Genomic DNA, 22,908 nt, shown 5'->3' with positions numbered 1-22,908 from the left:
CGCGCGACCCTTGCGACCGGCGGGTTTTCTTCCTAGATTTGCGCATCCCACCGAACGCAGGCGGATGCAGCGGCGTTCCGGTTCCGTGTTCGGACCGGTCGCGGCATCGGGTCAGGGATAACCTTCCAAAGCACGTTCCCTCCTCAAGACCTGCGATTTCTCGAAGTCTTTCAATCCGGCGCAGCGCCCGCGTTTTCTGGTCGCCGTCCGGATCTCCTCACAGGACCAATGCCCCCATGCGGGAAATGAAACTACAGGACCTCAAGTCCAAAACCCCGGCGGAACTGGTGCAGTTCGCCGAAGAAAGCGGCGTGGAAAACGCCAGCACCCTGCGCAAGCAGGAATTGATGTTTGCGATCCTCAAGCAGCTCGCCACCCAGGAAATCGACATCGTCGGCGAAGGCGTGGTCGAGGTGCTGCCGGACGGCTTCGGCTTCCTGCGCTCGCCGGAATCGAACTATCTGTCCGGGCCCGACGACATCTACGTCTCGCCGTCCCAGATTCGTCGCTTCGGCCTGCGTACCGGCGACACCGTCGACGGCCATATCCGCTCGCCCAAGGAAGGCGAACGCTATTTCGCGCTTCTCAAGGTCAACACGATCAATTTCGAAGACCCCGAGAAGATCAAGCACAAGGTCAACTTCGACAACCTGACGCCGCTCTACCCGAACGAGCGGCTGCGCATGGAGCACGACGATCCGACCAAGAAGGATCTGTCGGCCCGCGTCATCGACATCGTCGCGCCGATCGGCAAGGGCCAGCGCGCGCTGGTCGTCGCGCCGCCGCGCACCGGCAAGACCGTGCTGCTGCAGAACATCGCGCACGCGATCACGGCCAACCATCCGGAATGCTATTTGATCGTCTTGCTGATCGACGAGCGCCCGGAAGAAGTGACCGACATGCAGCGCTCGGTGAAGGGCGAGGTGATTTCCTCGACCTTCGACGAGCCGGCCTCGCGTCACGTCCAGGTCGCGGAAATGGTGATCGAGAAGGCCAAGCGCTTGGTCGAACACGGCCGCGACGTGGTGATCCTGCTCGACTCGATCACGCGCCTCGGCCGCGCCTACAACACTGTGGTGCCGTCATCCGGCAAGGTGCTGACGGGCGGCGTCGACGCCAATGCGCTGCAGCGCCCGAAGCGCTTCTTCGGCGCGGCGCGTAACATCGAGGAAGGCGGCTCGCTGACCATCATCGCGACCGCGCTGATCGACACCGGCAGCCGCATGGACGAAGTGATCTTCGAAGAGTTCAAGGGCACCGGTAACTCGGAACTCATCCTCGACCGCAAGGTGGCCGACAAGCGCACCTTCCCGGCGATGGACATCACGCGCTCCGGCACCCGCAAGGAAGAGCTGCTGACCGATCCGGCGGTGCTCAAGAAGATGTACGTGCTGCGCCGCATCCTCAATCCGATGGGCACGATGGACGCCATCGACTTCCTGCTCGACAAGTTGCGCAACACCAAGACGAACAGCGAGTTCTTCGACTCGATGAACACCTGACGCCGCGCAGACAACCTAAGAAAAGATCAGGACCGCTTCCGAAAGGAGACGGTCCTTTTCGTTTCCGGTTCGTGCAAAGTTGCCCCGGTCCGGGCCAATTGCCGAAAACTTCCGTCAAACTGCAAATAACGTGGAAAGGGCAGGCTAAGCCTTCCGCCATAGGGTCTCCCGCGATTGGCTGGGGGAGCGATGTCGGTTCTGCAATCGTCGCAACGGCTGTCGACGCGACCTGCGCCGTCGTTTGGCGTGGACCGCCTGCGCGCGCTGGCGCGATGCTGGGTCGCAGTCGCCGCGCTGGTTTATCTGCTCGACCTCACGCGGCAGACGGCGGTCGGCTTGAGCGACGGCGCCGGGCGGCCGTTGGGCGACGATTTCATCAATTACTGGAGCGGTGCGGCGCTGGCCTGGGGAAGCGACGCGGGAGACGTCTATGCGTGGGCGGCGTTTCACGCTTTCGAGCAGGCTGCCACCGGCGGCGTGATCGGTTTTTATCACTACAGCTATCCGCCGGCGCTGCTCGTGCTCACGGCGCCGCTGGCCGCGCTGCCCTATGTTCCGGCGCTTGCGCTCTGGCTATCCGGAAGCTGGCTGGCGTTTTATCGCGCGCTTGCTGCGGCGTGGCCGCAATCGCAGCGAAGCGACGTTCTCCTGCTCGCCGCCGCGACGCCGGCGGTGTTTCTGAATTTCATCGCGGGGCAGAACGGCGCGTGGTCGGCTGCGTTGATCGGCGGGGGTCTCGTGCTGCTCGATCGTCGCCCGGTGCTCGCCGGGCTGCTGTTCGGTCTGATGGTCTGCAAGCCGCATCTTGCGCTGCTCGTGCCGGTCGCATTAATCGCCGGCCACCGCTGGCAGGCGCTGGCGGTTGCCGCCGCAACCACCGGCGGGATCGTCGTCATCAGCATCGTGCTATTCGGCGCCGACATCTGGCCGACCGACCTCGAGCACGTCGCGGTGCTGCGGCAGACCGTGCTCGAAAGTGGCGCCGGCGTGTGGCATCGCATGGCGTCGGTCTTCGTCACCGCGCGGCATTCGGGAGCCGATATTACGACCGCCTACGCCATTCAGGCGTTCTGCGCCACGATAGCGGCTGCGGCCGTCGGATGGCTGTGGCATCGGGATGCGCCGGCCGAGCAGCGGAATGCCGCGCTGGTGCTGGGCGGATTTTTGGCGGCTCCCTATCTTCAGGACTACGATCTGGTGATCGGCGCCTTCGCGGTCGTCTGGATCATGCAGATGGCGGCCAATGGCGCGATGACGCGGCGCGCGGGCGCCGTGGCATCGGCGCTCGTTCTGATGACGCCTGCGGTCGTCGCGCCAGTCGCAAAGGCCACCGGCGTTGCGGTCGGCGCTCCGGCGCTGGGGGCGGCGTTCGCGATGATCGCGCTGGCCAGTCTGCCCGTGCGCGAGATGCTAGCCGGCCTTTGGCGACGGCCGCATGCCGTCGACGACCTGTGAGAGCTGCGCGACGTCCGTCATCGGCAGGGAACACCGCTCGCCGACGCAGATGAAGGCGGCGCTGCCGGTTGCCGCCCTGATCTTCTCTTGTGCCGGGTGCGAAGCCGGCAAGTCGTCTGCCGCCGCGCGCAGCACGATGCGCGCGATGAAGGGATGCTTGAGCGCGGCGCGCGCCAGAGCCTGGGCGGCGTCATCCTGTCCGGTGATGACGATCTCCGAGCCGTGCAGCCGCAGGTCGAGCGCATTCAGCAAAGCGACGTGGGCGAAAAGATTGTTTCCGGCCGCCGACAACACGCCGTTGAACAATCGGTCGGCTTGCGCGCGCGCGACGTCGTCGCCGGCTAACGCTGCGAGGCGCACGAGGTTTTGTGCGGCGACGGCGTTGTGGTTGGGGGTGGCGTCGTCGGCGGTCGAATGCGGCCGCAGCAGCAGGCCTTCGGCGTCGTCCGCGGTGAGATAATAGCCGCCGGTGTCGGGATCGGCGTAGTGGCGGTCGAGCGCTGTCTGCCAGCGCCGCGCCTGATCGAGATAGGCGCTGTCTCCCTTCACCTCGTAGAGCGCGAGCGCGGCGCGGATCATCGCGGTGTGATCGGAGGCAAGACCCGGGTAGAGCAATTGGCCCTCGCGCCAGGAGTGACCGAGACGCTGGTCGTTCTCCTCGCCCCTCGTCATGTTGCCGGCGATGAAAGCAAAGGCGCACGCCGCCATGTCGATCCAGGACGGTTCGTCGAGCAACACGCCCGCATTGACCAGCGCGGCGATCATCAGGCCGTTCCAGTCGGCCAGCACCTTGTCGTCGAGGCCGGGGCGCACCCTCGCCTCGCGTGCCTCAAGCATAATGTATCGCAGCGTCTTCAGCCGCTCTTCGTCCTCCGCGCCACGCGGCACCGACTTCAGGCGGTTGAGAATGTTGTGGCCTTCGAAATTGCCGTCGTCGCTGACGTCATAGTGTCCGGCGAAGAATTCGGCTGCTTCCGGGCCGATCAGCTCGGTGATTTCGTTTTTCGACCAGACGTAGAATTTGCCTTCCTCGCCTTCGGAGTCCGCGTCGAGCGAGGCCGAAAATGCGCCGCCTTTGGTGGTCATTTCGCGCGCGAGCCAGCCGACGGTTTCCTGTGCGCGGCGGCGGAACAGCTCGTTGCCGCTGCGAGCATAGGCAAGCGCCAGCAGTTCGAGCAGCAGCGCATTGTCGTACAGCATCTTTTCGAAATGCGGCACCAGCCACTTCTCGTCGACCGAGTAACGTGAGAAGCCGCCGCCCAAGTGATCGTAGATGCCGCCCTCGCACATTCGTTCGAGGGTGTGTTCGACGGTTTCGAAAAAGCGCGCGTCTCCGGTGCGCAGGCCGGCGCGCCAGAGCATTTCGAGCATCGGGCTTTGTGGAAATTTCGGCGCGCCGCGCAAGCCGCCATGCACCTGATCGATCATGTTGCCGATCTGGCGCGAGAAACCGTCAAGCTCCTGCGCGCCGATCACGACCTTGCCGGCGGGCCGCGCCTTCTGGGCGAGATTGGCGAGCAGCGCGACGCGATTCTTCTCGATCGATTCCGGTTCTTCGCGGAAGATGCGCGCGACCTCGCGCAGCACGTCCTTGAACGCCGGCCGGCCGAATTTGCTTTCGGGCGGAAAGTAAGTGCCGCCCCACACGGGCTCGCCGGCCGGCGTCAGAAACATCGTCAGCGGCCAGCCGCCCTGCTCGCCCAGCAGATGTAACGCTTGCATGTAGATCTGGTCGATGTCGGGCCGCTCCTCGCGGTCGACCTTGATGCTGACGAACAGCTCGTTCATCACCTGAGCCGTTGCGGCGTCCTCGAAGGACTCGTGCGCCATCACATGGCACCAGTGGCAGGCGGCGTAGCCGACCGACAGCAGGATCGGCTTGTTCGCGCGCTTGGCCTCCGCGAGCGCTTCCGGCCCCCACGGCCACCAGTCGACCGGATTGTGCTGGTGCTGCAGCAGATACGGGCTGGTCGCGCCGGCAAGGCGATTGGTGTGTGTGCTGCCGGAGGGAGATGTCATGGTCGGTCTCGCGGATGGACTTGACCGATGCGGTGACACCGGGCTTCGGTGCGGAGCTAACCAGCGCGTGCTGGCACCGCAAGGGTTTAATCTCGGTACGAACGATGTCCCGGCACCAGGATACGATTTTTGCATTGTCGTCCGGCCGCCCACCTGCGGCGATCGGCGTCGTGCGAATTTCCGGCCCACGCGCGGGCGATGCGCTGCGTGTGCTGAGCGGGAAGGCGAGCGTGCCGGCGCGAGAAGCGAAGTTTGCGCGCATCCGGAACGCGGCGGGTGAGGCGATCGACGAGGCGGTGGTGCTGTGGTTTCCGGGACCCGGCAGCGAGACGGGCGAGGACGTCGCCGAAATCCAGATGCACGGCAGCCGTGCGGCGCTTGCTGCGGTGTTCGACACGCTTGCTGCGATGGAGGGCTTGCGGCCGGCGGAGCCGGGTGAGTTCACGCGGCGCGGCTTTGAGAACGGCAAGCTCGATCTGACCGAGGTCGAGGGCCTCGGCGATCTGATCGCGGCGGAGACCGAGGCGCAGCGGCGGCAGGCGTTTCGGCAGATGAAGGGTCTGCTCGGCGGACGTACCGAGGGCTGGCGTAAGCGGCTGATCGAGGCTCAGGCGATGATCGAAGCACCGATCGACTTTTCCGACGAGGGCGACGTGCCGGACGACCTCAGCGCGCCGGCGCTCGCCATCGCGCGCGAGCTGGCAGAGGAAATTTCCGCGGTGCTGGCGGCGGGCCGGCGCGGCGAGCGGCTGCGGGAAGGGCTGGTCGTCGCCATCGCCGGTCCACCCAATGTCGGGAAGTCGACATTGCTGAACAGGATCGCCGGCCGGGAGGTGGCGATTGTGTCGCCGCACGCCGGAACGACGCGCGACGTCCTGGAGGTGCATCTCGACCTCAAGGGCTATCCGGTCACCTTGATCGATACGGCGGGGCTTCGAGACAGCGACGATCCGGTCGAGCAGGAGGGGATTCGCCGGGCTCGGGCGAGGGCCGAGGAAGCGGATTTAGTGCTTTGGCTTTATGGCGCTGGTGACGTGGGAGTGCGGCCGCCTGCGGGGGCACACAACATATTGATATTAAAGAATAAAATTGATATCCAGCAAGTAAAGAATAAAGCTGATATAAACAATGAAAATGAATTCAATAATGAGTTCAGCTCCAATGACGGATTCGGCGAAAGTGTTTCACGTGAAACAGTTCTTCCGATCTCCGCTCTCACGGGCTTTGGCATCGATACGCTTTTGAATCGGGTTGCCCAGTTTGCGGAGCTTCATCTGGGAGGCGCCGACCCGGCGCTGGTGACGCGTGAAAGGCACCGCCACGCCCTGCAGACGACCGTAGAGGCATTGAATCGCGCTAGCGCGCTTCCCGGCCTTGGGGCGGAAGATCTAGTCGCCGAGGAGCTTCGCACGGCGTCGACCGCACTCGGCCGTCTCACTGGTCGAGTCGATGTCGAGGATATCCTGGACGTTCTGTTTCGTGACTTTTGCGTCGGAAAGTAACCAGAGGCGGCCGCGCGTTCGAGAATCGGTGTTTTGGCAGGGCAGTTTGGACATCGGCACTCTGCTACATCCGGCGGCTAAGCTTGTTTCACGTGAAACAGCCTTGCGGCAGAGGAAGCCGCCATCAAATCGGTCACTGTTTCCCGTGAAACATTCCCCTGCTGCAAAATGCGGCACGGTTTAACGGCGTTTTTACCCTAACTCGCGATAGTCGCTCTGCGTTCGTCGCGGAGATGTCCCGTTGCCGATGCCGACCAATCTTGCACGGCTCCGGCCCCCTGACAGCGCCGGAATACCCCCCGAACCGCCGGATTCGGCGCCCGAAACTGTGCCCGTCGACTCATCCTCCGCCTATCGCGAGACAATCGACCTGCTCGAGCTCGACCTGAGCGCGATGATGCGCGATGTCGGCCGGGTCGCAGAGGTCGTTCAGCAGGTCACGCAATCGTCCGCTCAAAGCCTGGCCGCCATTCGGGCACGAAGCGAAGACCTGACGAAGGATTCGCAGAACGCCAATGCCAACACACAGCGAGTGGCCGTCAGCGCCGAGGAGTTGGCGCAAACAGCTGCCGCGATCGGCCTTCGCGTCAACGAGGCGGATGCCCTGGCGCGCACGGCCGGCGATGCCTCGCGTCTCGCCATGTCGAGCGTCGACGGTCTGCAGAGTTCGTCCGCGAAAATCGGCAACGTCATTCGCCTGATCGCGACAATCGCAAAGCGCAGCAATCTGTTGGCGCTGAACGCCACCATCGAGGCGGCGCGCGCCGGTGAGGCGGGCCGGGGCTTCACCGTCGTCGCCTCCGAGGTCAAAGAGCTTTCCATTCAGACGCAGCACGCCACCGAGCAGATCCGCGCTGATATCGAATCCCTGCAGAAAGACGCCGAAGCGTCGATCGGCGCGGTTCGCCGGATTGCCGAGGTCGTCGACACGATCCGTCCGCTGTTCAGCGAAGTTGCCGGCGCCGTGGAGCAGCAAACGGCAACCAGCAACGAACTCTCACAGAATGCCACTGAAACATCGCGCTTTGTCGGCGGCGTCGCAGCCAGTGCGAGCGAAATCGAACTTGCCGCCGCGGATGCCGCGGCGAACGGGGTTTCAGCCGGCAAGGCCGGGCACGACGTTGCGCAGCTCGCCGGACAGCTGAAATCCCGCTGCACGATTTTCCTGCGGCAGACCCACATCGGCGACCGTCGGGCTCACGACAGGCTGCCGATCGAACGCGCCATCACGCTGCACTGGCGATCGGGCGCAATCGAAGGCACGACCTTCGATATCTCCGAAGGCGGCGTGCTGATGCGGGTTGCCGATGCGCGCGGGCTTTCGGTCGGTGATTGCGTCGACGCGAGCATTGCAACCATCGGCAACCTCCGGTTGCAAATGGTCAACCGAAGCCATCTCGGTCTTCATCTGCGTTTCGCAGAAATGTCCGACGACGTCCGTGGCGCGCTTCACCGCACGCTCGACGAGCTCAAATCCGCCAACAAGGAATTCATCGACCGCGCCATCGCAGGCGCTGCCCAAATCTCGCGGCTGTTCGAGGACGGTATCCGCCGCGGCGCCATCGCCCAGGAGGTTCTGTTCGACAACGAGTATGTCGAAATCGAAGGTTCCAATCCGGTGCAGCATCGCACCCGTTTTCTCGACTGGGTCGAGACGGTGTTGCCGGACGTGCTCGAGCCAATCCTTGCATCGGATCCGCGCATGACCTTCTGCGCCGCGGTGGACCGCAACGGTTACCTGCCCGTGCACAACAAGATCTACGCGATGCCGCAGCGTCCCGGTGACGTCGACTGGAACAAGGCGCATGCGCGCAATCGCCGGATCTTCGACGACCGCGCCGGCCTTTCCGCCGCGCGCGTGGTGCGCCCCTATCTCCTGCAGAACTACGCGCGCGACATGGGCCACGGCGAAACCGCGCTGATGCAGGAAATCGACGCGCCGATCCGCGTGTTTGGACGGCACTGGGGCGGTTTGCGCACCGGTTACACCTTCTGACCGGATTTTGACCCCTTCGGGCCACTCCGCTAAAAGCGCGCATCTCGTGAGCGCGCCATGAAACTCTCGTTCGACGTCATTGTGATCGGTGGCGGCCATGCCGGCTGTGAAGCCGCGGCGGCCGCAGCGCGCCTCGGCGCGTGCACTGCGCTGGTGACGCATCGCTTTGCCACCGTCGGTGCGATGTCATGCAATCCGGCAATCGGCGGGCTCGGCAAGGGTCATCTCGTGCGCGAGATCGACGCGCTCGATGGTCTGATGGGCCGCGTTGCGGATCGCGGCGGCATTCAGTTTCGCGTGCTCAACCGGCGCAAGGGTCCGGCGGTGCGCGGCCCGCGTGCGCAGGCCGATCGCAAGCTCTACGCCGCCGCGATGCAGGCTGAAATCTGCGCCACCGAAAATCTCAGCGTCGTCGAAGGCGAGGTGAGCGATCTCATCGTCGTGAACGATGAAGCCGCCGGCGTTGTGCTGGCCGATGGCCGCAGGCTCGCGGCGAAGTTCGTCGTGCTGACGACCGGTACGTTTCTGCGCGGCCTCATCCACATCGGTGAAACGCAAATCCCGGCGGGCCGCTTTGGTGAAGCGCCGTCGCTCGGTTTGTCGGAGCGTCTCGAACATGCCGGCCTCGCGCTGCGCCGCCTGAAGACCGGCACGCCGCCGCGCATCGATGGCCGTACCATCGACTGGGCCGCGCTCGAAATGCAGCCGGGCGATGAGCCGCCCGAGCCGTTCTCGATGCTGACCGAGAAGATCGAGACGCCGCAGATTCAGTGCGGCATCACCCGCACCGTCGAGGCGACGCACAGGATCATCCGCGACAACGTGCATCGCTCGCCAATGTATTCGGGGCAGATCGCGAGTCGCGGCCCGCGCTACTGCCCGTCGATCGAGGACAAGATCGTCAAGTTCGGCGAGCGCGACAGCCACCAGATTTTTCTTGAGCCGGAAGGCCTCGACGATCCAACCGTCTATCCGAACGGCATCTCGACCTCGCTGCCGGAGGATGTGCAGCGCGCGCTGGTCGCAACCATTCCCGGTTTGGAGAAAGCGCATATCGCGCGGCCTGGCTACGCCATCGAATACGATCACGTCGATCCCCGCGAACTCGATCCCACGCTCGAGGTGCGCAAGCTGCGCGGCCTCTATCTGGCGGGGCAGATCAACGGCACGACGGGTTATGAAGAGGCGGCCGCGCAGGGCCTGGTCGCGGGCTTGAATGCCGCCTCGCGTGCCGGCGAGGGCGGCGCTGTCGTGTTCGATCGCGCCGATGGCTATCTCGGCGTGATGATCGACGATCTCGTGACGCGCGGCGTCAGCGAGCCGTATCGCATGTTCACCTCGCGCGCCGAATATCGTCTGGCGCTGCGCGCCGACAATGCCGACCAGCGGCTCACCGGCCGCGGCATCGAACTCGGTTGCGTCGGCAGCCAGCGCGCGCGACACCACGCCGCAAAGATGGCGGCGCTCGACGCGGCGCGTGCTTTCGTCCGCTCGGTGTCGCTGACGCCGAAGGAAGCCGAGCGCCACGGCCTGACGCTGAACAAGGACGGCCAGCGCCGCACCGCGTTCGAGCTGATGTCCTATCCGACCATCACGACAGACGATCTCGCGCGCATCTGGCCGCAGCTCGGCAGTTTCGCGCCGAAGATCGTCGAGCAGGTTGCGACCGACGCTAAATACGATGTCTATCTGTCGCGCCAGGCGGCCGACGTCGCCGCCTATCGCCGCGACGAAAGCTTCGCGCTGCCGGACGATCTCGACTACGACACGCTCAACGGCCTTTCCAACGAAGCCCGGCAGAAGCTCGCCGCGCATCGGCCGCGCACCATCGGCCAGGCGGCGCGCATCGACGGCATCACGCCGGCGGCGCTGACGCTGATCGCCGCCCATCTGCGCCGCGGCCGGAATGGCGCGGGCAAAGCGCCGGCTAAGTCCGCTTGAGTGGGCCGGGCGCCGACCGCGCGCTTGCTTTGGCGTTGACGCCGGTCGCCGACAGCGCACAGGCCCGGCTCGACCGCTACGTCGCGCTGCTGCTCGATTGGCAGAGCCGCATCAATCTGATTGCGCCCTCGACCGTGCCCGAGATCTGGACACGGCATGTCTCAGACTCGCTCCAGCTCATCGATCTCGCGCCGGACGCGAGGGTGTGGGTGGACTTCGGATCGGGCGGCGGATTTCCGGGCCTCGCGGTCGCCTGTGTGCTGGCCGACCGGCCGGGCGCGCAGGTCCACCTGGTCGAAAGCAACACGAAAAAAGCCGCCTTCCTGCGCGAAGCAGCGCGGGTCGCGGAGGCGCCAGTCACCGTCCATGCGGTGCGAATCGGGAATTTCGGGGAAAGCTTTTCCGGCAACGCCGACGTCGTATCCGCCAGGGCGCTCGCCCCGCTAAAACAACTTTGTGACGAGGCGGCTCCCTATATCCGTCTTGGCGCTCTTGGCCTGTTCCTCAAGGGTCAAGATGTAGATGTTGAATTGACCAAGGCCGCTAAATATTGGAGGATCGAGGCCGAAAAAGCCCCGAGCCGCACCAGTCCCGACGGACGGATCGTGATCGTCCGGGGTTTGGAGCCACGCTAGCCGCGGCTTCCAAGCGAGACGGCCCAAAATAAACGGCCAAGGAGCCGGAACGACATGACCGATATCACGGCGGACCCGAATCGCCCCGAAACCGATCCCTCGGTGGTTCCGCTCGTTCCGGCCGAGGTGCGGCCCCGGATTCTGGCGATCGCCAACCAGAAGGGCGGGGTCGGCAAGACCACCACCGCCATCAACCTTGGCACGGCGCTCGCCGCCATCGGCGAGACGGTGCTCATCATCGACCTCGACCCTCAGGGCAACGCCTCGACGGGGCTTGGCATCGACCGCCGCGCCCGCGAGACCTCGACTTATGACGTGCTGTCCGGCGGCGCGCCGATGCGCGATGCGGTGCTGGCCACCGCGGTGCCGCGCCTGTTCATCGCCCCTTCGACGATGGACCTGTCCGGCCTCGAGCTTGAAATCGGCCAGGCGCGCGACCGCGCCTTCCGCCTGCGCAACGCCATCGGTGAGATCAACAAGAACACGCAGGGCGCGCCGTTCACCTATGTCCTCGTCGACTGTCCGCCGTCGCTCAATCTGCTGACCGTCAACGCGATGGCGGCGGCGCATGCGGTCCTGGTGCCGCTGCAGTGCGAGTTCTTCGCGCTCGAAGGACTGTCGCAGCTTCTGCAAACCGTCGATCAGGTAAAGGCCGCGCTCAACCCGCAGCTCACCATCCACGGCATCGTGTTGACGATGTTCGACGCGCGCAACAACCTGTCGTCGCAAGTCGTCGCCGACGTTCGCAATTTCATGGGCTCGAAGGTCTATGAGACGGTGATCCCGCGCAACGTGCGCGTGTCGGAGGCGCCGTCCTACGGCAAGCCGGTGCTGGTCTACGATCTCAAATGCGTCGGCAGCGAAGCCTATTTGCGGCTTGCCACCGAGATCATCCAGCGCGAAAAAGAGCTGAAGGCGAGCTGACGGCCGAGCGGCAAAAATACTTCCCATAACAAGAACACTTCCACAACGAACGACCGGGGCGCGCGTGACAAAGCAGGCAGGAGCGGCGGCGATGGCCGATGAGCGATCGCGATTGGGGCGTGGGCTTGCCTCGCTGATCGGCGATGTCGGTTCCGAGCCGGCGCCGTCGGGCGCCGAACCCGGCCGCAAGCCGCGCCGTGCGCCGATCGAAAGCATCCGTGCCAATCCGCGCAATCCGCGGCGCACCTTCACCGAAACCGAGATCGAGGAACTGTCGGCGTCGATCCGGGAGCGCGGCATCATCCAGCCGATCGTGGTGCGGACCGCGCGCGGTCAGAACGACCAGTTTGAAATCATTGCCGGCGAACGCCGTTGGCGCGCGGCGCAGCGCGCCGGCTTGCATGACGTGCCTGTGGTGGTCGTCGAGGCCACGGATGCGCAGGCGCTCGAACTCGCTATCATCGAAAACGTACAGCGCGCCGATCTCAACGCGCTCGAAGAGGCGATGGGCTATCAGGCGCTCGCTGACGAATTCAAGCACAGCCACGACGCCATTGCGCAGATCGTCGGCAAGAGCCGCAGTCACGTCGCCAACACCGTGCGGCTTCTGAAACTGCCCGACACAGTGAAGGCACTGGTTGCAAGCGGAAAACTCACGGCCGGTCACGCACGCATGCTGGTCGGTCATCCGAACGCCGAGCAGCTTGCCAACGACATCGTCGCGCGTGGCTTGAACGTGCGTCAGGTCGAGGCGCTGGTGGCGGGCGAGCCGCACCGTACCGCGAAGCCGCCGCGCGCGGCGAAAAAGAAAGATCCCAACACCGTCGCGCTCGAACGGCAGGTAACCGACGCACTCGGGCTTGCCGTCACCATCGATCACGGCGACAAGGGCGGTCAGGTGAAAATCGCCTACCGCGATCTCGATCAGCTCGACGAGATCACGCGACGGTTAACGCGCCGCTGACGTCTTAACGCTAACGCGGAAGCATTCGCGGCTTTATCAAGCCCTTAGCCACTGTGTTGCGCGCGGTGACCGGCGGATGCGGCGTTGCGCTGCAGCCGCGCAGCTTTGACCGGATTCTGTGAAATTGACATAATTTGCGTCGAAACGACTTCGGCAATCCGGTCAACGTTCATCCCATCGCACTGTCAGAAAACAAATGAAAACAATTCTTGCCGCTCTTTCTCTGACGCTGCTGCTGCCGGCGATCGCCGACGCGCAGACGCCCTACCGCTACGCCGCGACGACGCCGCGCAACTGCGTCGACCGCGCCAAGTTTCCGAACTTCCTCGCCAAGATTCGTCAGGATGCCGCCGCGCAGGGCGTGTCGCGGCGCGGTCTTGCGGCGCTCGATGGGCTCGAGTTCGACGAGAAGGTCATTTCTCGCGATCGCGGACAGAAGGTGTTCAAGCAAACATTCGAAGAGTTCTCCGGCCGCATGGTGCCGCCGCGGCTCGGTCGCGGCCGCCAGATGCTCAAGAAACACGCGTCGTTACTGACGAAAATTGAACGCGAATTCGGCGTTCCTGCCGGCGTCATCGTCGCGATCTGGGGTCTTGAAACCGACTACGGCGCTTATCTGGGTGACTTCGCCACGGTTCGGGCGCTGGCCACGCTGGCCTATGATTGCCGGCGTCCGGAAAAGTTTGTCCCCGAGTTCATCGACGTTTTGAAGATCGTGGATCGCGGCGACATGGTGCCGAGTGAGATGCGCGGCGCCTGGGCCGGCGAGATCGGCCAGACCCAGTTCATGCCGTCGTCCTATCTGAAGTTCGCGCTCGACTACGACCGCGACGGCAAGCGCGATCTGGTGCACAGCATCCCCGACGTGCTCGCCTCGACCGCCAACTACCTGAAAGGCAGCGGCTGGCAGCGCGGGCAGGGCTGGCAGCCGGGTGAACCGAACTTCGCCGCCATCCAGGAATGGAACAAGGCGGAAGTCTATGCGCGCACCATCGCCTACTTCGGCGCGCAGCTCGAAAAGGGCCGCTAGGCTTCCTTAAGGTCAGCCGTCGCGCCGTCGCGCCGACACCGCAATCGACAGCAGCGCGCGCTGCGCGACGACGTCGGCGAGCCCCGACTGACGTCGCGCTTCCAGCAGGGTTTCGCCGAGCTGCTCCATCGCCCGCGCGAGTCGCGGCGCGTTCCATGTTCGCAACGCGATTCCGACCAGCTGCTGACGCTTGAAGTGCACCGGCGGCGTGCCTCGTTTCATCGCTTCATCGGCGCTGCTGCCGTCGTCGATCGCGAGCCGCATGCGGTGCAGCGATGCGACGTGGCGGATCGCTGCCGATACGACGGCGTCCGGGCGGTTGACGCTGGCAAGCGCCTTGCCGAACTCCACCTCGACGTCAGCGGTGCGGCCGGCAAAGGCGGCGTCGAGCACGCCGTCGAGCGCCTGATCCGAGGCGTCGGTGACGATAGCGTGCACGTCGTCCAGTTCGATCCGCGATTTGCCGCGGGCGTAAAGCGTGAGCTTGCGCAGCTCGCTGCGGGAGGCCAGGCGGTCGCCGCCGAGCAGGGCAGTGAGCGCGGTCCGGGCGTCCGGTGCGATGCTGAGGTTTGCCTCGCGCAGCTCCGCGTCGATCAGTCGGCCGATCTCGCGCGCGCCGTCGGCGTAGCAGGGAAGCGCGGCGGCGGCTTTGGATTTCTCGCACACCACGCGCAACGGCGCGTTTCGCTTCAGGTCGCCTGCCTCGATGATGACACGGCAGTCGCGCGGCGGTGCCGCGAGTACGGCCTCGACCGACGGCACGACGTTATGACGTGAATTGATCCGCAGCAGCACCGCGCGGCGGCCACCGAACAAGGGAACGGTGTTGGCTTCATCGGCAAGCCGCGCCGGATTGGCGCCCAGCTCCTCGCTGTCGATCCGCGCCAGTGCAAAGGGATCGTCCGGGCTGTCGACCGAGGCGCGCACCAGCGCGTCGACGCGCTCGCGCACCAGGCCGGCGTCGGGACCGAAGATGAGGATCACGGGATGCGCGTCGTCGGGACGCGCGACGAAGCTGTCGACCTCGGAAGCTTTCAGCGCGGTCATGCGGGCGGCTCCGCCGAATGGCCGCTTAAGTACCGGCGGTGAAATACGACGCCAGGCGATTGCGGATGTTTTCGGCGATGACCTTGGCGGCGCGGTCTTCGGCGTCGCGCAACCCGCGCTCGCCGGCAAACCGCTGTTGCTGGCCGGGAATGTTGAACGAGACGCGCGCGAAGGTGTAGCCGTCGACTACCCGTTTGCCGGTCGCGAGATCGATCAGCTGATAGCTGGCGTCGATGCCGTAGTTCTGTGTGTCGGGCCGGCCGGAGTCGATGTCGACGATGATCTGCTGCTGCGACGACGTCATCCTGATGACGAGGCGATGCGTGGCAGGCAAACCGCCGCCGCCGCCCGTCAGGGCAAAGATCAGATCGTTGCGGACCTCGCCGCCGACGCGCGGCAGCCGATCGTTCAGCCCGGTGGTCGCAACGGTGGCGACATCCACGCTCCGCATGGCCGGAAGAATCGAGGCATTCGAGCCGAACGCCGAGCGTTCGCCATAAACCGGCTGGAAGCAGCCGGCGAGAAGGCCGGCGGCCGCGAATACGGCGGCAAGACGGACAGCTTTGCGCAACTTGTGCGGGACAAGGCGATCAGGCGACCACATTGACGATCCTCTGCGGGACGACGATGACCTTTTTCGGACTCTTGCCGTCGAGTGCCTTTTTTACCTCATCGAGCGCCAGAACGGCAGCCTCCACCGCCTCTTTTCCGGCATCGCGCGCAACCGTGACATCGGCCCGCTTTTTGCCATTGATCTGCACGGGCAGGGTGATGGTGCTTTCGACCAGCAATTCCGGCTCCAGCACCGGCCAGGATTCGGCGGCAACCAGCGTGTTGTGGCCGAGCGCCGACCAGCACTCTTCCGCCAGATGCGGCATCATCGGGTGGAAAAGCCGGACGAGAATGTCGCCCGCTTCCCGCAGGGCGAAGGCAAGGTCCGGCGGCGGAACGGTTTCGACGGCCGACAGCGCGGTGCCGAGCGCATTGGCCAACTCGTAGAGATGCGCCACGCAGCGATTGAAGCGCAGCCGGGCGATGTCGGCTGAGACGTTCGACAGCGCGCGGTGTGCGGCTTTGCGGACCTCGATCGCCGCGGCGGAGAATTCGGCCGGCCGCGCGTCCGGCGCCTCGATGCTGGCGATGTCGCCGACCAGCCGCCACAGCCGCTGCACGAAGCGATTGGCGCCCTGCACGCCTTCCTCGCTCCAGATCACGTCGCGGTCGGGCGGGGAGTCCGACAGCATGAACCAGCGCGCGACGTCGGCGCCGTAGCTTTCCATGATGTCGTCGGGGTCGACGGTGTTCTTCTTCGACTTCGACATCTTCTCGATCGGGCCGATTTCGACCGGCTCGCCGGTCGCGAGCAGGGTCGCGCGGCGCGCGCCTTCGCCGCCCTCGATCTTCACCTCGGCGGGCATCGCCCAGGAACCGTCCTTCTTGCGATAAGTTTCGTGAACCACCATGCCCTGCGTGAACAGGCCCTTGAACGGCTCGTCCATGTTGAGATGGCCGGTCTTCTTCATCGCGCGCGTGAAAAAACGCGAATAGAGCAGATGCAGGATCGCGTGCTCGATGCCGCCGATATACTGATCGACAGGCAGCCAGGCATTCGCCATCGCCGGTGTCGTCGGCGCATCCGCGTTCCACGGATCGGTGAAGCGCGCGAAGTACCACGAGGAGTCGACGAAGGTGTCCATCGTATCGGTCTCGCGACGCGCCGCGCCGCTGCATTGCGGACACTTGACGTTCTTCCAGGTCGGATGGCGGTCAAGCGGATTGCCCGGCTTGTCGAACGTCACGTCTTCCGGCAGCACCACCGGCAGATCGCTCGCCGGCACCGGCACCACGCCGCAAGCCTCGCAGTGGATGATCGGGATCGGGCAGCCCCAATAACGCTGGCGCGAAATGCCCCAGTCGCGCAGGCGATAATTGACCTGGCGCTGCGCCACCGGCCGGTTGCCGCGATTGTCTTTTTCCAGCCGCTTCGACACGTCTTCCTTGGCATCGGCAATCGTCATGCCGTCCAGGAAGCGCGAATTGATCATGCGGCCGTCGCCGTCATAGGCGGTGTCGGTGATGACGAAGGTCTTCGGATCCTGGTCCGGCGGGCACACCACCGGCACGTTGCCGAGCCCGTATTTATTGACGAAATCGAGGTCGCGCTGGTCGTGCGCCGGGCAGCCGAAAATCGCGCCGGTGCCGTAGTCCATCAGAATGAAGTTCGCGACGTAGACCGGCAGCGTCCAGTCCGGATCGAACGGGTGCGTGGCGCGGATGCCGGTGTCGAAGCCGAGCTTCTCGGCGGTGTCGATCGCCGCCTGCGAGGTGCCAAGCCGCTTCGCGGTCTCGATGAATTCCGCGAGCTTGGGGTTCTTCGCGGCGGCGGCTTTCGCCAGCGGGTGATCCGGCGCAAGCGCCATGAACTTGGCGCCGAACAGCGTGTCCGGCCGCGTGGTGAAAATCTCGAGTTCGCTTTCGTTGTTCGGCGCCGTCGCCGCGTCGAGCATGAAGCGGATCAGCAGGCCTTCCGAGCGGCCGATCCAGTTCTTCTGCATCAGCTTCACTTTGTCGGGCCAGCGGTCGAGCGTGTCGATCGCGGCCAGCAAATCTTCCGCATAGTCGCTGATCTTGAAGACCCATTGATAGAGATCGCGCTGCTCGACCAGCGCGCCGGAGCGCCAGCCGCGGCCGTCGATCACCTGCTCGTTCGCAAGCACCGTCTGATCGACCGGATCCCAGTTCACCTTGCGGTATTCGCGCGCGACCAGCCCCGCCTTGAGGAAGTCGAGGAACATCTTCTGCTGGTGCTTGTAGTATTTCGGATCGCAGGTCGCGATCTCGCGCGCCCAGTCGAGCGACAGTCCCATCGACTGCAGCTGCTTCTTCATCGCGGCGATGTTGTCGTAGGTCCATCCCTTCGGGTGGACCTTGCGCTCCATCGCGGCGTTTTCCGCCGGCATGCCGAAGGCATCCCAGCCCATCGGGTGCAGCACGTTGTTGCCGATGGCGCGCTGATAGCGCGCGACCACATCGCCCATCGCGTAATTGCGGACGTGACCCATGTGAATGCGCCCCGACGGATAGGGGAACATCTCAAGCACGTAATATTTCGGCCGGGGATCGTCGTTGCGCGTCGCGTAGATGCCGCGCTCGTCCCACAGCTTCTGCCAGCGGGGTTCCGCCTCGCGGGGGTTGTAACGTTCGTTTTTCGTCGAATCGGCGGTCATTTCCGGGCTCTTTTTACGGCGCGGCGACGTGACATGAAAGTCCCGCCGGGGTCAATGTTCGGCGCGGAATCGCCTCACAATGGCCGAAAGCTGCCGCGGTCAGCGCCCCATTTATGCCGTCTGACGACGGGAGGCTTGCGTGTCGGGCCGTCAGACGATCCGTAGGCCCGGCAAATGCGGGGGGCATGTTCAACAGCCAAGGAGATTTGCGATGAACACTGCCCAGACCAATTCCATCAGGGAACACATGGAAGTGCTCGGCTCGGATGGCCAGCATGTCGGCACGGTCGATCACCTCGAAGGCAAGGACAAGATTAAGCTCACCAAAACCGACCCCCAATCCGGCGGCAAGCATCACTTCATTCCGCTCAAATGGGTCGACCACGTCGACAGCCACGTCCACCTGAACAAGTCCTCGAAGGACGCTCAGGCCCAATGGCAGATCGCCGCGTGACCCCGGTCGGCGCTTGATCGCGCCGTAAAAGTCCGGCACCCAAGTCCTTCAAAGGCAAGTCCTTCAAAGGATAGCGGATGCCGGACAGTCAGGTGGCGCAGGTAAAATCAGGCGCGCATGATGGCCTCGCTGCCGTGCAGGAGGCCGTCTTGCGCGCCTGCCGCGATGCGCGGCGCGAACCCTCATCGGTGACGCTGATTGCGGTGTCGAAAACATTTGACGCCGACGCAATCGCGCCGGTGATTGCAGCCGGCCAGCGCGCATTCGGTGAAAATCGCGTGCAGGAAGCGAAGGCGAAATGGCCGGACTTGATGGCGCGCCATCCGGGCCTCGAGCTTCACCTGATCGGCCCGCTGCAATCCAACAAGACGAAAGAGGCGGTAACGCTGTTCGATGCTATCCATTCCGTCGATCGCGTGTCGCTGTGCGAGTCGCTGGCGAAGGAAATTGAAAAGCAGGGCCGCGCGCCGACGCTGTTCGTTCAGATCAATACCGGCGCCGAACCGCAGAAAGCCGGCGTGCTGCCGCAGGACGCGGATGCCTTTCTCGCGCAGTGTCGCGACACATTCGGCCTGCGCATCGCCGGGCTGATGTGCATTCCGCCGGTCGACGAAGCGCCGGCGCCGCATTTCGCGCTCACCGCCAAGATCGCGGCACGCAACGGGCTGAAGCTTCTCTCGATGGGGATGAGCGCGGATTTTGAAATGGCCATCCATCTCGGTGCGACCCATGTACGCGTCGGCAGCGCGATTTTCGGAGGGCGCGGATGAGCGACGAATTCGACCACTGGCAGCAGCGCTTTTCGGGTGAGGATTATCGCTTCGGCACCGCGCCGAATGCTTTTCTGAAAGCGCATGCGCATCTCTTGAAGAAGGGGCAGACCGCGCTCGCCATCGCCGATGGCGAGGGCCGCAACGGCGTCTTCCTTGCCGAGCAGGGACTCGATGTTCTGTCGGTTGATTTCTCGCCGAACGCGCAGGCCAAGGCGCGCAAGCTTGCCGCCGCGCGCGGCGTTTCCATGCGGGTCGAACAGGTCGATATCATCAACTGGAGCTGGCCCGCGGAAACCTTCGACGTCGTCGCGGCGATCTTCTTTCAGTTTGCCGGACCCGCCGACCGCGCGAAGATCTTTGCCGGCATCAGGAAGACGCTGAAGCCGGGCGGTCTGTTGCTGCTCGAGGGCTATGGACCGAAGCAGCTCGACTACAAGACCGGCGGGCCGCCGCATCTCGATCATCTCTACACGGGCGCGCTGTTGAAAAACGCCTTCGCCGGCTTTTCATCGATCGACGTGCGCGAATACGACGCGGAGATTTATGAAGGCTCCGGTCACGGCGGCATGTCCGCGCTCGTCGACCTCGTCGGCAGAAAGTAACCGGTAGAGAAAGCGCCGCTCAGCGGAAGCGTGACGGCAGCGTCGGTCCGGGCGGGCTGGACGGCGAACCTTCGAGCGGCCGCTTGAGGATGCGCGACCCTGCAGTGCCCGCGGGCGGCGGCTGTGTCGACACCGGCCGCGGCCGGTTCGGATCGTAGGCCGGCGGCGTGCTGGATGACGGCCATTGCGGCGTGCGCGCGGCGCGGCTTGGGTCGAGTGGCGGTGCGGACGGGGCAAGAGACGGCGCGCTGCCCGGCAAGGCCGACGGCGGCTGCGCCGAGCCGAAATCGGAACCGCCGAAATCGTCGTCGTCGAACGAAGCGCCGCCCTTGTGGCTCATCGTGGCGTTGCGCCAGCGATCAATCACCGACATTAAAAAATCTTGATCCATGCTGGCGCCGCCAGCGGCGCGGGTGTCACCCGCGCTTTCGCTCGCCGGCCGCTTGTCGGCGGCAAGCTCGTTGAAGCGCAGCCGCGTCGGCAGCGCGACGCCGGAGCCGAAGGCGAACACCTCGCGGGTGCCGAGCGTCGGAATAAACGACAGCAGATTGGCGGCGGCGTCCGACACCGCCGAGCGGATCAGGCCCTGGTCGCGGTCGTTGGCCAGCCGCATCACGAACAGCGTCGAGCACTGCGAGATGATGGTCGGATCGATCTCGGCCGGGCGTTGCGTGACGAGACCGAGGAAGACGCCGTATTTGCGGCCTTCCTTGGCGATGCGCGACAGCGCGCGCCGTGTCGGGCCGAAACCGATTTTCTTGTCGGCGGGCGCGTAGCGGTGCGCCTCTTCGCAGACGAACAGCAGCGGCGCGACGCCGTCGCTCCACAGCCCGAAGTCGAACGCCATGCGGCACAGCACCGACACCACCGAGTCGACCACCTCCGCCGGGAAGCCGGCGAGCTGCATGATCGTCATCGGCTTGCCGTTGGTCGGCAGGCGGAACAGGTTGCTCAACGTCTCCGCCATCGTGTCGCCGCCGATATTGGCGTTCTCGAACATGAAGGCGTAGCGCGGATGATTGCGGTAGGTCTGGATGCGCGACATCAGCTTGTGAATGACGACGCGCGACGACCTGTTCTCGAGCTTGCCCATGCGCTGGTCGAGCAGGTTCATCAGGTCTTCGATGCGGTAGGGCACTGGCGTGTCGGCGGTGAAGCCGGTGTCCTTGGGATCGCGCTTCTTGGTGAGCGAGCGCTCCGCCGCGCCGCCGCCATTGCGGTACTGCAGGTAGGCGGACTTCGCGAGCGGAATGACCTCCGAGAGAATTTCGATCTCTTCGTCGACGCCGGGACGCGCGCCGAAGATGACGTCGATAAACTCTTCGAAATTGAACAGCCAGAACGGCAGGCGCAGGTTGCGCGGGGTCAGCACCTGCGCCTTGTCGCCGAAGCAGCGGCCGTATTCGTTGTGCGGATCGACCAGGAAAAGCCGCAGGTTCGGCCGCGACTCGAGAATCTTCTGCAGGATGATCGCGACGCCTGACGATTTGCCGACGCCGGTGGTGCCGAGAATGGCGAAGTGCTTGCTGACCAGGTTGTCGATGTCGATGTTGACGCCGATTGCTTCGTTCTGCTGCAGGTTGCCGATGTGCGCGTGGTCGGCATCCGCGCCGCCGTAGATCAGGCGCAGATCGGCTTCATCGATCAGAACGGCGGCGCTGCCGATCAGCGGATAATCGGCGATACCGCGCTGGAAGAAGGCCGAGCCGTTTTCGGTGCGGATTTCGCCGATCAGGTCGACATGCGCGATGGCGCGGAACGCGGAGCTGCCGGCGGTCTTCTCCTCGCCGACTTCGGTAATCAGGCCGACAATCGTCGCGCCTTCTCTGACAATGCCGAGGAATTTGCCGACGGTCGCCTGGCGTTCGCTGCCGCCCGCGCGCAGAGTTGATTCCAGCGTGACGGTTGCTTGCGAACCGTCGACGCCGCTGACCCGGCCAAGCTTTTCTTTTTCCGGATGAGCCGCGGGCGACGCGGTAAGAGAACTGCCGGGGGTCATCCCGTGGTCCTTGAGGTCTTCTAGGGCGGATCAAAGGATTTGCCGCGCCGGCCGACGCTAGCAATGAAGACTGCCGAGACTGTTAATGCGTCATATTGCGGCAAGCCGGCGAAACTTGATGGTTAAGCAGTGGTAAACGGCTGCAACCATTAGAACCTTGTCGCGTTTTCTTCACGCGAACCGGTGGCCACTTCGCTCGGAAAACGCTCCTAGTTTACAACGAGCGATGTGCGCGGACCCACGCGCGCGAGCAGCCGGCGCAGCTCGGGCATCGTCAGTGCGACGCAGCCTGCCGTCGGGGCGAACTTCTCGCGCGCGATATGGATGAACACCGCGCTGCCGCGGCCGGCGATCCGCGGCCGCGTGTTGTGATCGATCTCGATGATGAAGTCGTAAAGCGCATCCTTGCGCGCGAGCCGGTCGGCCGTGCTGCCTTCCGGCACGTCGACATGCCGGTTGTAACGGCGATCGCTTGGATCCTCGCACCAGCCGTCGCGCGGACCGATGGCGCGCACCGGAAGAAATGTCTGCGGACGCGGATGGCGGTCGGCGCGCCACCACAGCCGAACCAGACGGAAGACGCCGCGCGGCGTGCCGCCGTCGCCTTCGCGCTTGTTGGCGCGGATGCCGCCGCGGCCGAGCGCGACGGGGATCGCGCGGTCGCCCGCCGTCAGCCAGCCGCGGCGCGGCTCGCCCGGCTTGCGGCGCACGGAAATCCGATGGAGCGGTTTGTTGGGCATCGTCGGTCGCTTGTCCGTTGCCTGCGAATTGAGCGTTTTTATCAGCAATTTCAAGCCACTTGCTCTTTCCGTGCCGAATGTTCTACTTCGCCCCGCGG

18 protein-coding genes are annotated in these 22,908 nt (G+C 64.7%); 12 read left to right on the top strand and 6 right to left on the bottom strand.

The genetic code is table 11. The features are described 5' to 3' along the window. The first annotated feature begins 236 nt into the window (after positions 1 to 236). Together rho and AB7F10_RS11850 are read left to right on the top strand one after the other, a co-directional pair. The gene (gene rho, locus AB7F10_RS11855) at positions 237 to 1,502 is read left to right on the top strand and encodes a transcription termination factor Rho (protein WP_428561092.1); all 1,266 of its coding nucleotides are present in this window, start codon (positions 237 to 239) and stop codon (positions 1,500 to 1,502) included. 189 nt (positions 1,503 to 1,691) lie between these two features. Further along, positions 1,692 to 2,957 carry a glycosyltransferase family 87 protein gene (locus AB7F10_RS11850; protein WP_428561089.1) on the top strand — a complete coding sequence of 422 codons (1,266 nt, stop codon included), beginning with the start codon at positions 1,692 to 1,694 and terminating at the stop codon, positions 2,955 to 2,957. Here the strand turns inward: AB7F10_RS11850 and AB7F10_RS11845 are convergent. Next, entirely contained in the window at positions 2,913 to 4,976 is a 2,064-nt protein-coding gene (locus tag AB7F10_RS11845; protein ID WP_428561087.1) for a thioredoxin domain-containing protein, read from the bottom strand. The two genes, AB7F10_RS11850 and AB7F10_RS11845, sit on opposite strands and share 45 nt — an antisense overlap. 104 nt (positions 4,977 to 5,080) lie before the next feature. Between AB7F10_RS11845 and mnmE the strand changes: the two genes are divergently transcribed. From mnmE to AB7F10_RS11810, 7 genes are all read left to right on the top strand, one after another. Continuing rightward, complete coding sequence (mnmE, locus tag AB7F10_RS11840) at positions 5,081 to 6,478, top strand: tRNA uridine-5-carboxymethylaminomethyl(34) synthesis GTPase MnmE (protein WP_428561585.1); 1,398 nt, start codon at positions 5,081 to 5,083, stop codon at positions 6,476 to 6,478. Between the two features lie 247 nt (positions 6,479 to 6,725). Beyond that, a complete protein-coding gene (locus tag AB7F10_RS11835; protein WP_428561582.1) occupies positions 6,726 to 8,474 on the top strand; it encodes a methyl-accepting chemotaxis protein in 1,749 nt (582 codons plus the stop codon). Between the two features lie 57 nt (positions 8,475 to 8,531). Beyond that, the gene (gene mnmG / locus AB7F10_RS11830) at positions 8,532 to 10,415 is read left to right on the top strand and encodes a tRNA uridine-5-carboxymethylaminomethyl(34) synthesis enzyme MnmG (protein ID WP_428561085.1); all 1,884 of its coding nucleotides are present in this window, start codon (positions 8,532 to 8,534) and stop codon (positions 10,413 to 10,415) included. Beyond that, positions 10,412 to 11,050, top strand: a complete 639-nt coding sequence (locus tag AB7F10_RS11825; protein WP_428561083.1) for a 16S rRNA (guanine(527)-N(7))-methyltransferase RsmG — start codon at positions 10,412 to 10,414, stop codon at positions 11,048 to 11,050. Before mnmG ends, AB7F10_RS11825 begins: the two co-directional genes overlap by 4 nt. Positions 11,051 to 11,104: 54 nt before the next feature. Further along, complete coding sequence (locus tag AB7F10_RS11820) at positions 11,105 to 11,974, top strand: ParA family protein (protein ID WP_428561081.1); 870 nt, start codon at positions 11,105 to 11,107, stop codon at positions 11,972 to 11,974. Positions 11,975 to 12,065: 91 nt separating this feature from the next. Continuing rightward, the gene (locus AB7F10_RS11815) at positions 12,066 to 12,938 is read left to right on the top strand and encodes a ParB/RepB/Spo0J family partition protein (RefSeq protein ID WP_428561078.1); all 873 of its coding nucleotides are present in this window, start codon (positions 12,066 to 12,068) and stop codon (positions 12,936 to 12,938) included. A gap of 196 nt (positions 12,939 to 13,134) precedes the next feature. Beyond that, on the top strand, positions 13,135 to 13,968 hold the full coding sequence (locus AB7F10_RS11810) for a lytic murein transglycosylase (RefSeq protein WP_428561076.1): 834 nt from the start codon (positions 13,135 to 13,137) through the stop codon (positions 13,966 to 13,968). A 12-nt stretch (positions 13,969 to 13,980) separates the two neighbouring features. Here AB7F10_RS11810 and holA read toward each other — a convergent pair whose 3' ends face one another. Genes holA through leuS form a run of 3 tightly spaced genes read right to left on the bottom strand, consistent with a single transcriptional unit; the run spans position 13,981 to position 18,242 of the window. Further along, the gene (gene holA, locus AB7F10_RS11805) at positions 13,981 to 15,015 is read right to left on the bottom strand and encodes a DNA polymerase III subunit delta (protein ID WP_428561074.1); all 1,035 of its coding nucleotides are present in this window, start codon (positions 15,013 to 15,015) and stop codon (positions 13,981 to 13,983) included. Positions 15,016 to 15,040: 25 nt separating this feature from the next. Next, the gene (gene lptE, locus AB7F10_RS11800) at positions 15,041 to 15,619 is read right to left on the bottom strand and encodes an LPS assembly lipoprotein LptE (RefSeq protein ID WP_428561072.1); all 579 of its coding nucleotides are present in this window, start codon (positions 15,617 to 15,619) and stop codon (positions 15,041 to 15,043) included. Further along, positions 15,606 to 18,242, bottom strand: coding sequence for a leucine--tRNA ligase (gene leuS / locus AB7F10_RS11795; protein ID WP_428561070.1), 2,637 nt, complete (start codon positions 18,240 to 18,242; stop codon positions 15,606 to 15,608). Before leuS ends, lptE begins: the two co-directional genes overlap by 14 nt. Before the next feature lie 211 nt (positions 18,243 to 18,453). On the opposite strand from leuS, the gene AB7F10_RS11790 reads away from it, so the two are divergent. The 3 genes from AB7F10_RS11790 (at position 18,454) to AB7F10_RS11780 (ending at position 20,071) form a co-directional block, all read left to right on the top strand. Further along, positions 18,454 to 18,696 carry a DUF2171 domain-containing protein gene (locus AB7F10_RS11790; RefSeq protein WP_428561067.1) on the top strand — a complete coding sequence of 81 codons (243 nt, stop codon included), beginning with the start codon at positions 18,454 to 18,456 and terminating at the stop codon, positions 18,694 to 18,696. A gap of 77 nt (positions 18,697 to 18,773) precedes the next feature. After that, the gene (locus AB7F10_RS11785) at positions 18,774 to 19,466 is read left to right on the top strand and encodes a YggS family pyridoxal phosphate-dependent enzyme (protein ID WP_428561065.1); all 693 of its coding nucleotides are present in this window, start codon (positions 18,774 to 18,776) and stop codon (positions 19,464 to 19,466) included. Then, a complete protein-coding gene (locus AB7F10_RS11780; RefSeq protein ID WP_428561062.1) occupies positions 19,463 to 20,071 on the top strand; it encodes an SAM-dependent methyltransferase in 609 nt (202 codons plus the stop codon). Before AB7F10_RS11785 ends, AB7F10_RS11780 begins: the two co-directional genes overlap by 4 nt. Before the next feature lie 19 nt (positions 20,072 to 20,090). Here AB7F10_RS11780 and AB7F10_RS11775 read toward each other — a convergent pair whose 3' ends face one another. Further along, a complete protein-coding gene (locus tag AB7F10_RS11775) occupies positions 20,091 to 22,070 on the bottom strand; it encodes a helicase HerA domain-containing protein (RefSeq protein WP_428561059.1) in 1,980 nt (659 codons plus the stop codon). A gap of 209 nt (positions 22,071 to 22,279) precedes the next feature. Continuing rightward, positions 22,280 to 22,810: a L,D-transpeptidase family protein gene (locus AB7F10_RS11770; RefSeq protein ID WP_428561056.1), complete on the bottom strand. Its 531-nt coding sequence runs from the start codon at positions 22,808 to 22,810 to the stop codon at positions 22,280 to 22,282. Positions 22,811 to 22,908 lie beyond the last annotated feature (98 nt).

This window comes from Pseudolabrys sp. (assembly GCF_050250095.1).
Lineage (GTDB): Bacteria > Pseudomonadota > Alphaproteobacteria > Rhizobiales > Xanthobacteraceae > Pseudolabrys.
Note: the sequence above shows the minus strand (reverse complement) of the source record. Positions and strands in the feature narration are given on the sequence as shown.

What these genes read in the sequence shown, in the direction of transcription:
- lptE (WP_428561072.1), bottom strand. Translation starts at nt 15,619, where the DNA reads ATGTGGTCGCCTGATCGCCTTGTCCCGCACAAGTTGCGCAAAGCTGTC.
- AB7F10_RS11845 (WP_428561087.1), bottom strand. Translation starts at nt 4,976, where the DNA reads ATGACATCTCCCTCCGGCAGCACACACACCAATCGCCTTGCCGGCGCG.
- AB7F10_RS11850 (WP_428561089.1), top strand. Translation starts at nt 1,692, where the DNA reads ATGTCGGTTCTGCAATCGTCGCAACGGCTGTCGACGCGACCTGCGCCG.
- rho (WP_428561092.1), top strand. Translation starts at nt 237, where the DNA reads ATGCGGGAAATGAAACTACAGGACCTCAAGTCCAAAACCCCGGCGGAA.
- mnmE (WP_428561585.1), top strand. Translation starts at nt 5,081, where the DNA reads ATGTCCCGGCACCAGGATACGATTTTTGCATTGTCGTCCGGCCGCCCA.
- holA (WP_428561074.1), bottom strand. Translation starts at nt 15,015, where the DNA reads ATGACCGCGCTGAAAGCTTCCGAGGTCGACAGCTTCGTCGCGCGTCCC.
- AB7F10_RS11775 (WP_428561059.1), bottom strand. Translation starts at nt 22,070, where the DNA reads ATGACCCCCGGCAGTTCTCTTACCGCGTCGCCCGCGGCTCATCCGGAA.
- AB7F10_RS11835 (WP_428561582.1), top strand. Translation starts at nt 6,726, where the DNA reads ATGCCGACCAATCTTGCACGGCTCCGGCCCCCTGACAGCGCCGGAATA.
- AB7F10_RS11815 (WP_428561078.1), top strand. Translation starts at nt 12,066, where the DNA reads ATGGCCGATGAGCGATCGCGATTGGGGCGTGGGCTTGCCTCGCTGATC.
- AB7F10_RS11785 (WP_428561065.1), top strand. Translation starts at nt 18,774, where the DNA reads ATGCCGGACAGTCAGGTGGCGCAGGTAAAATCAGGCGCGCATGATGGC.
- mnmG (WP_428561085.1), top strand. Translation starts at nt 8,532, where the DNA reads ATGAAACTCTCGTTCGACGTCATTGTGATCGGTGGCGGCCATGCCGGC.
- AB7F10_RS11790 (WP_428561067.1), top strand. Translation starts at nt 18,454, where the DNA reads ATGAACACTGCCCAGACCAATTCCATCAGGGAACACATGGAAGTGCTC.
- leuS (WP_428561070.1), bottom strand. Translation starts at nt 18,242, where the DNA reads ATGACCGCCGATTCGACGAAAAACGAACGTTACAACCCCCGCGAGGCG.
- AB7F10_RS11780 (WP_428561062.1), top strand. Translation starts at nt 19,463, where the DNA reads ATGAGCGACGAATTCGACCACTGGCAGCAGCGCTTTTCGGGTGAGGAT.
- AB7F10_RS11770 (WP_428561056.1), bottom strand. Translation starts at nt 22,810, where the DNA reads ATGCCCAACAAACCGCTCCATCGGATTTCCGTGCGCCGCAAGCCGGGC.
- AB7F10_RS11810 (WP_428561076.1), top strand. Translation starts at nt 13,135, where the DNA reads ATGAAAACAATTCTTGCCGCTCTTTCTCTGACGCTGCTGCTGCCGGCG.
- AB7F10_RS11820 (WP_428561081.1), top strand. Translation starts at nt 11,105, where the DNA reads ATGACCGATATCACGGCGGACCCGAATCGCCCCGAAACCGATCCCTCG.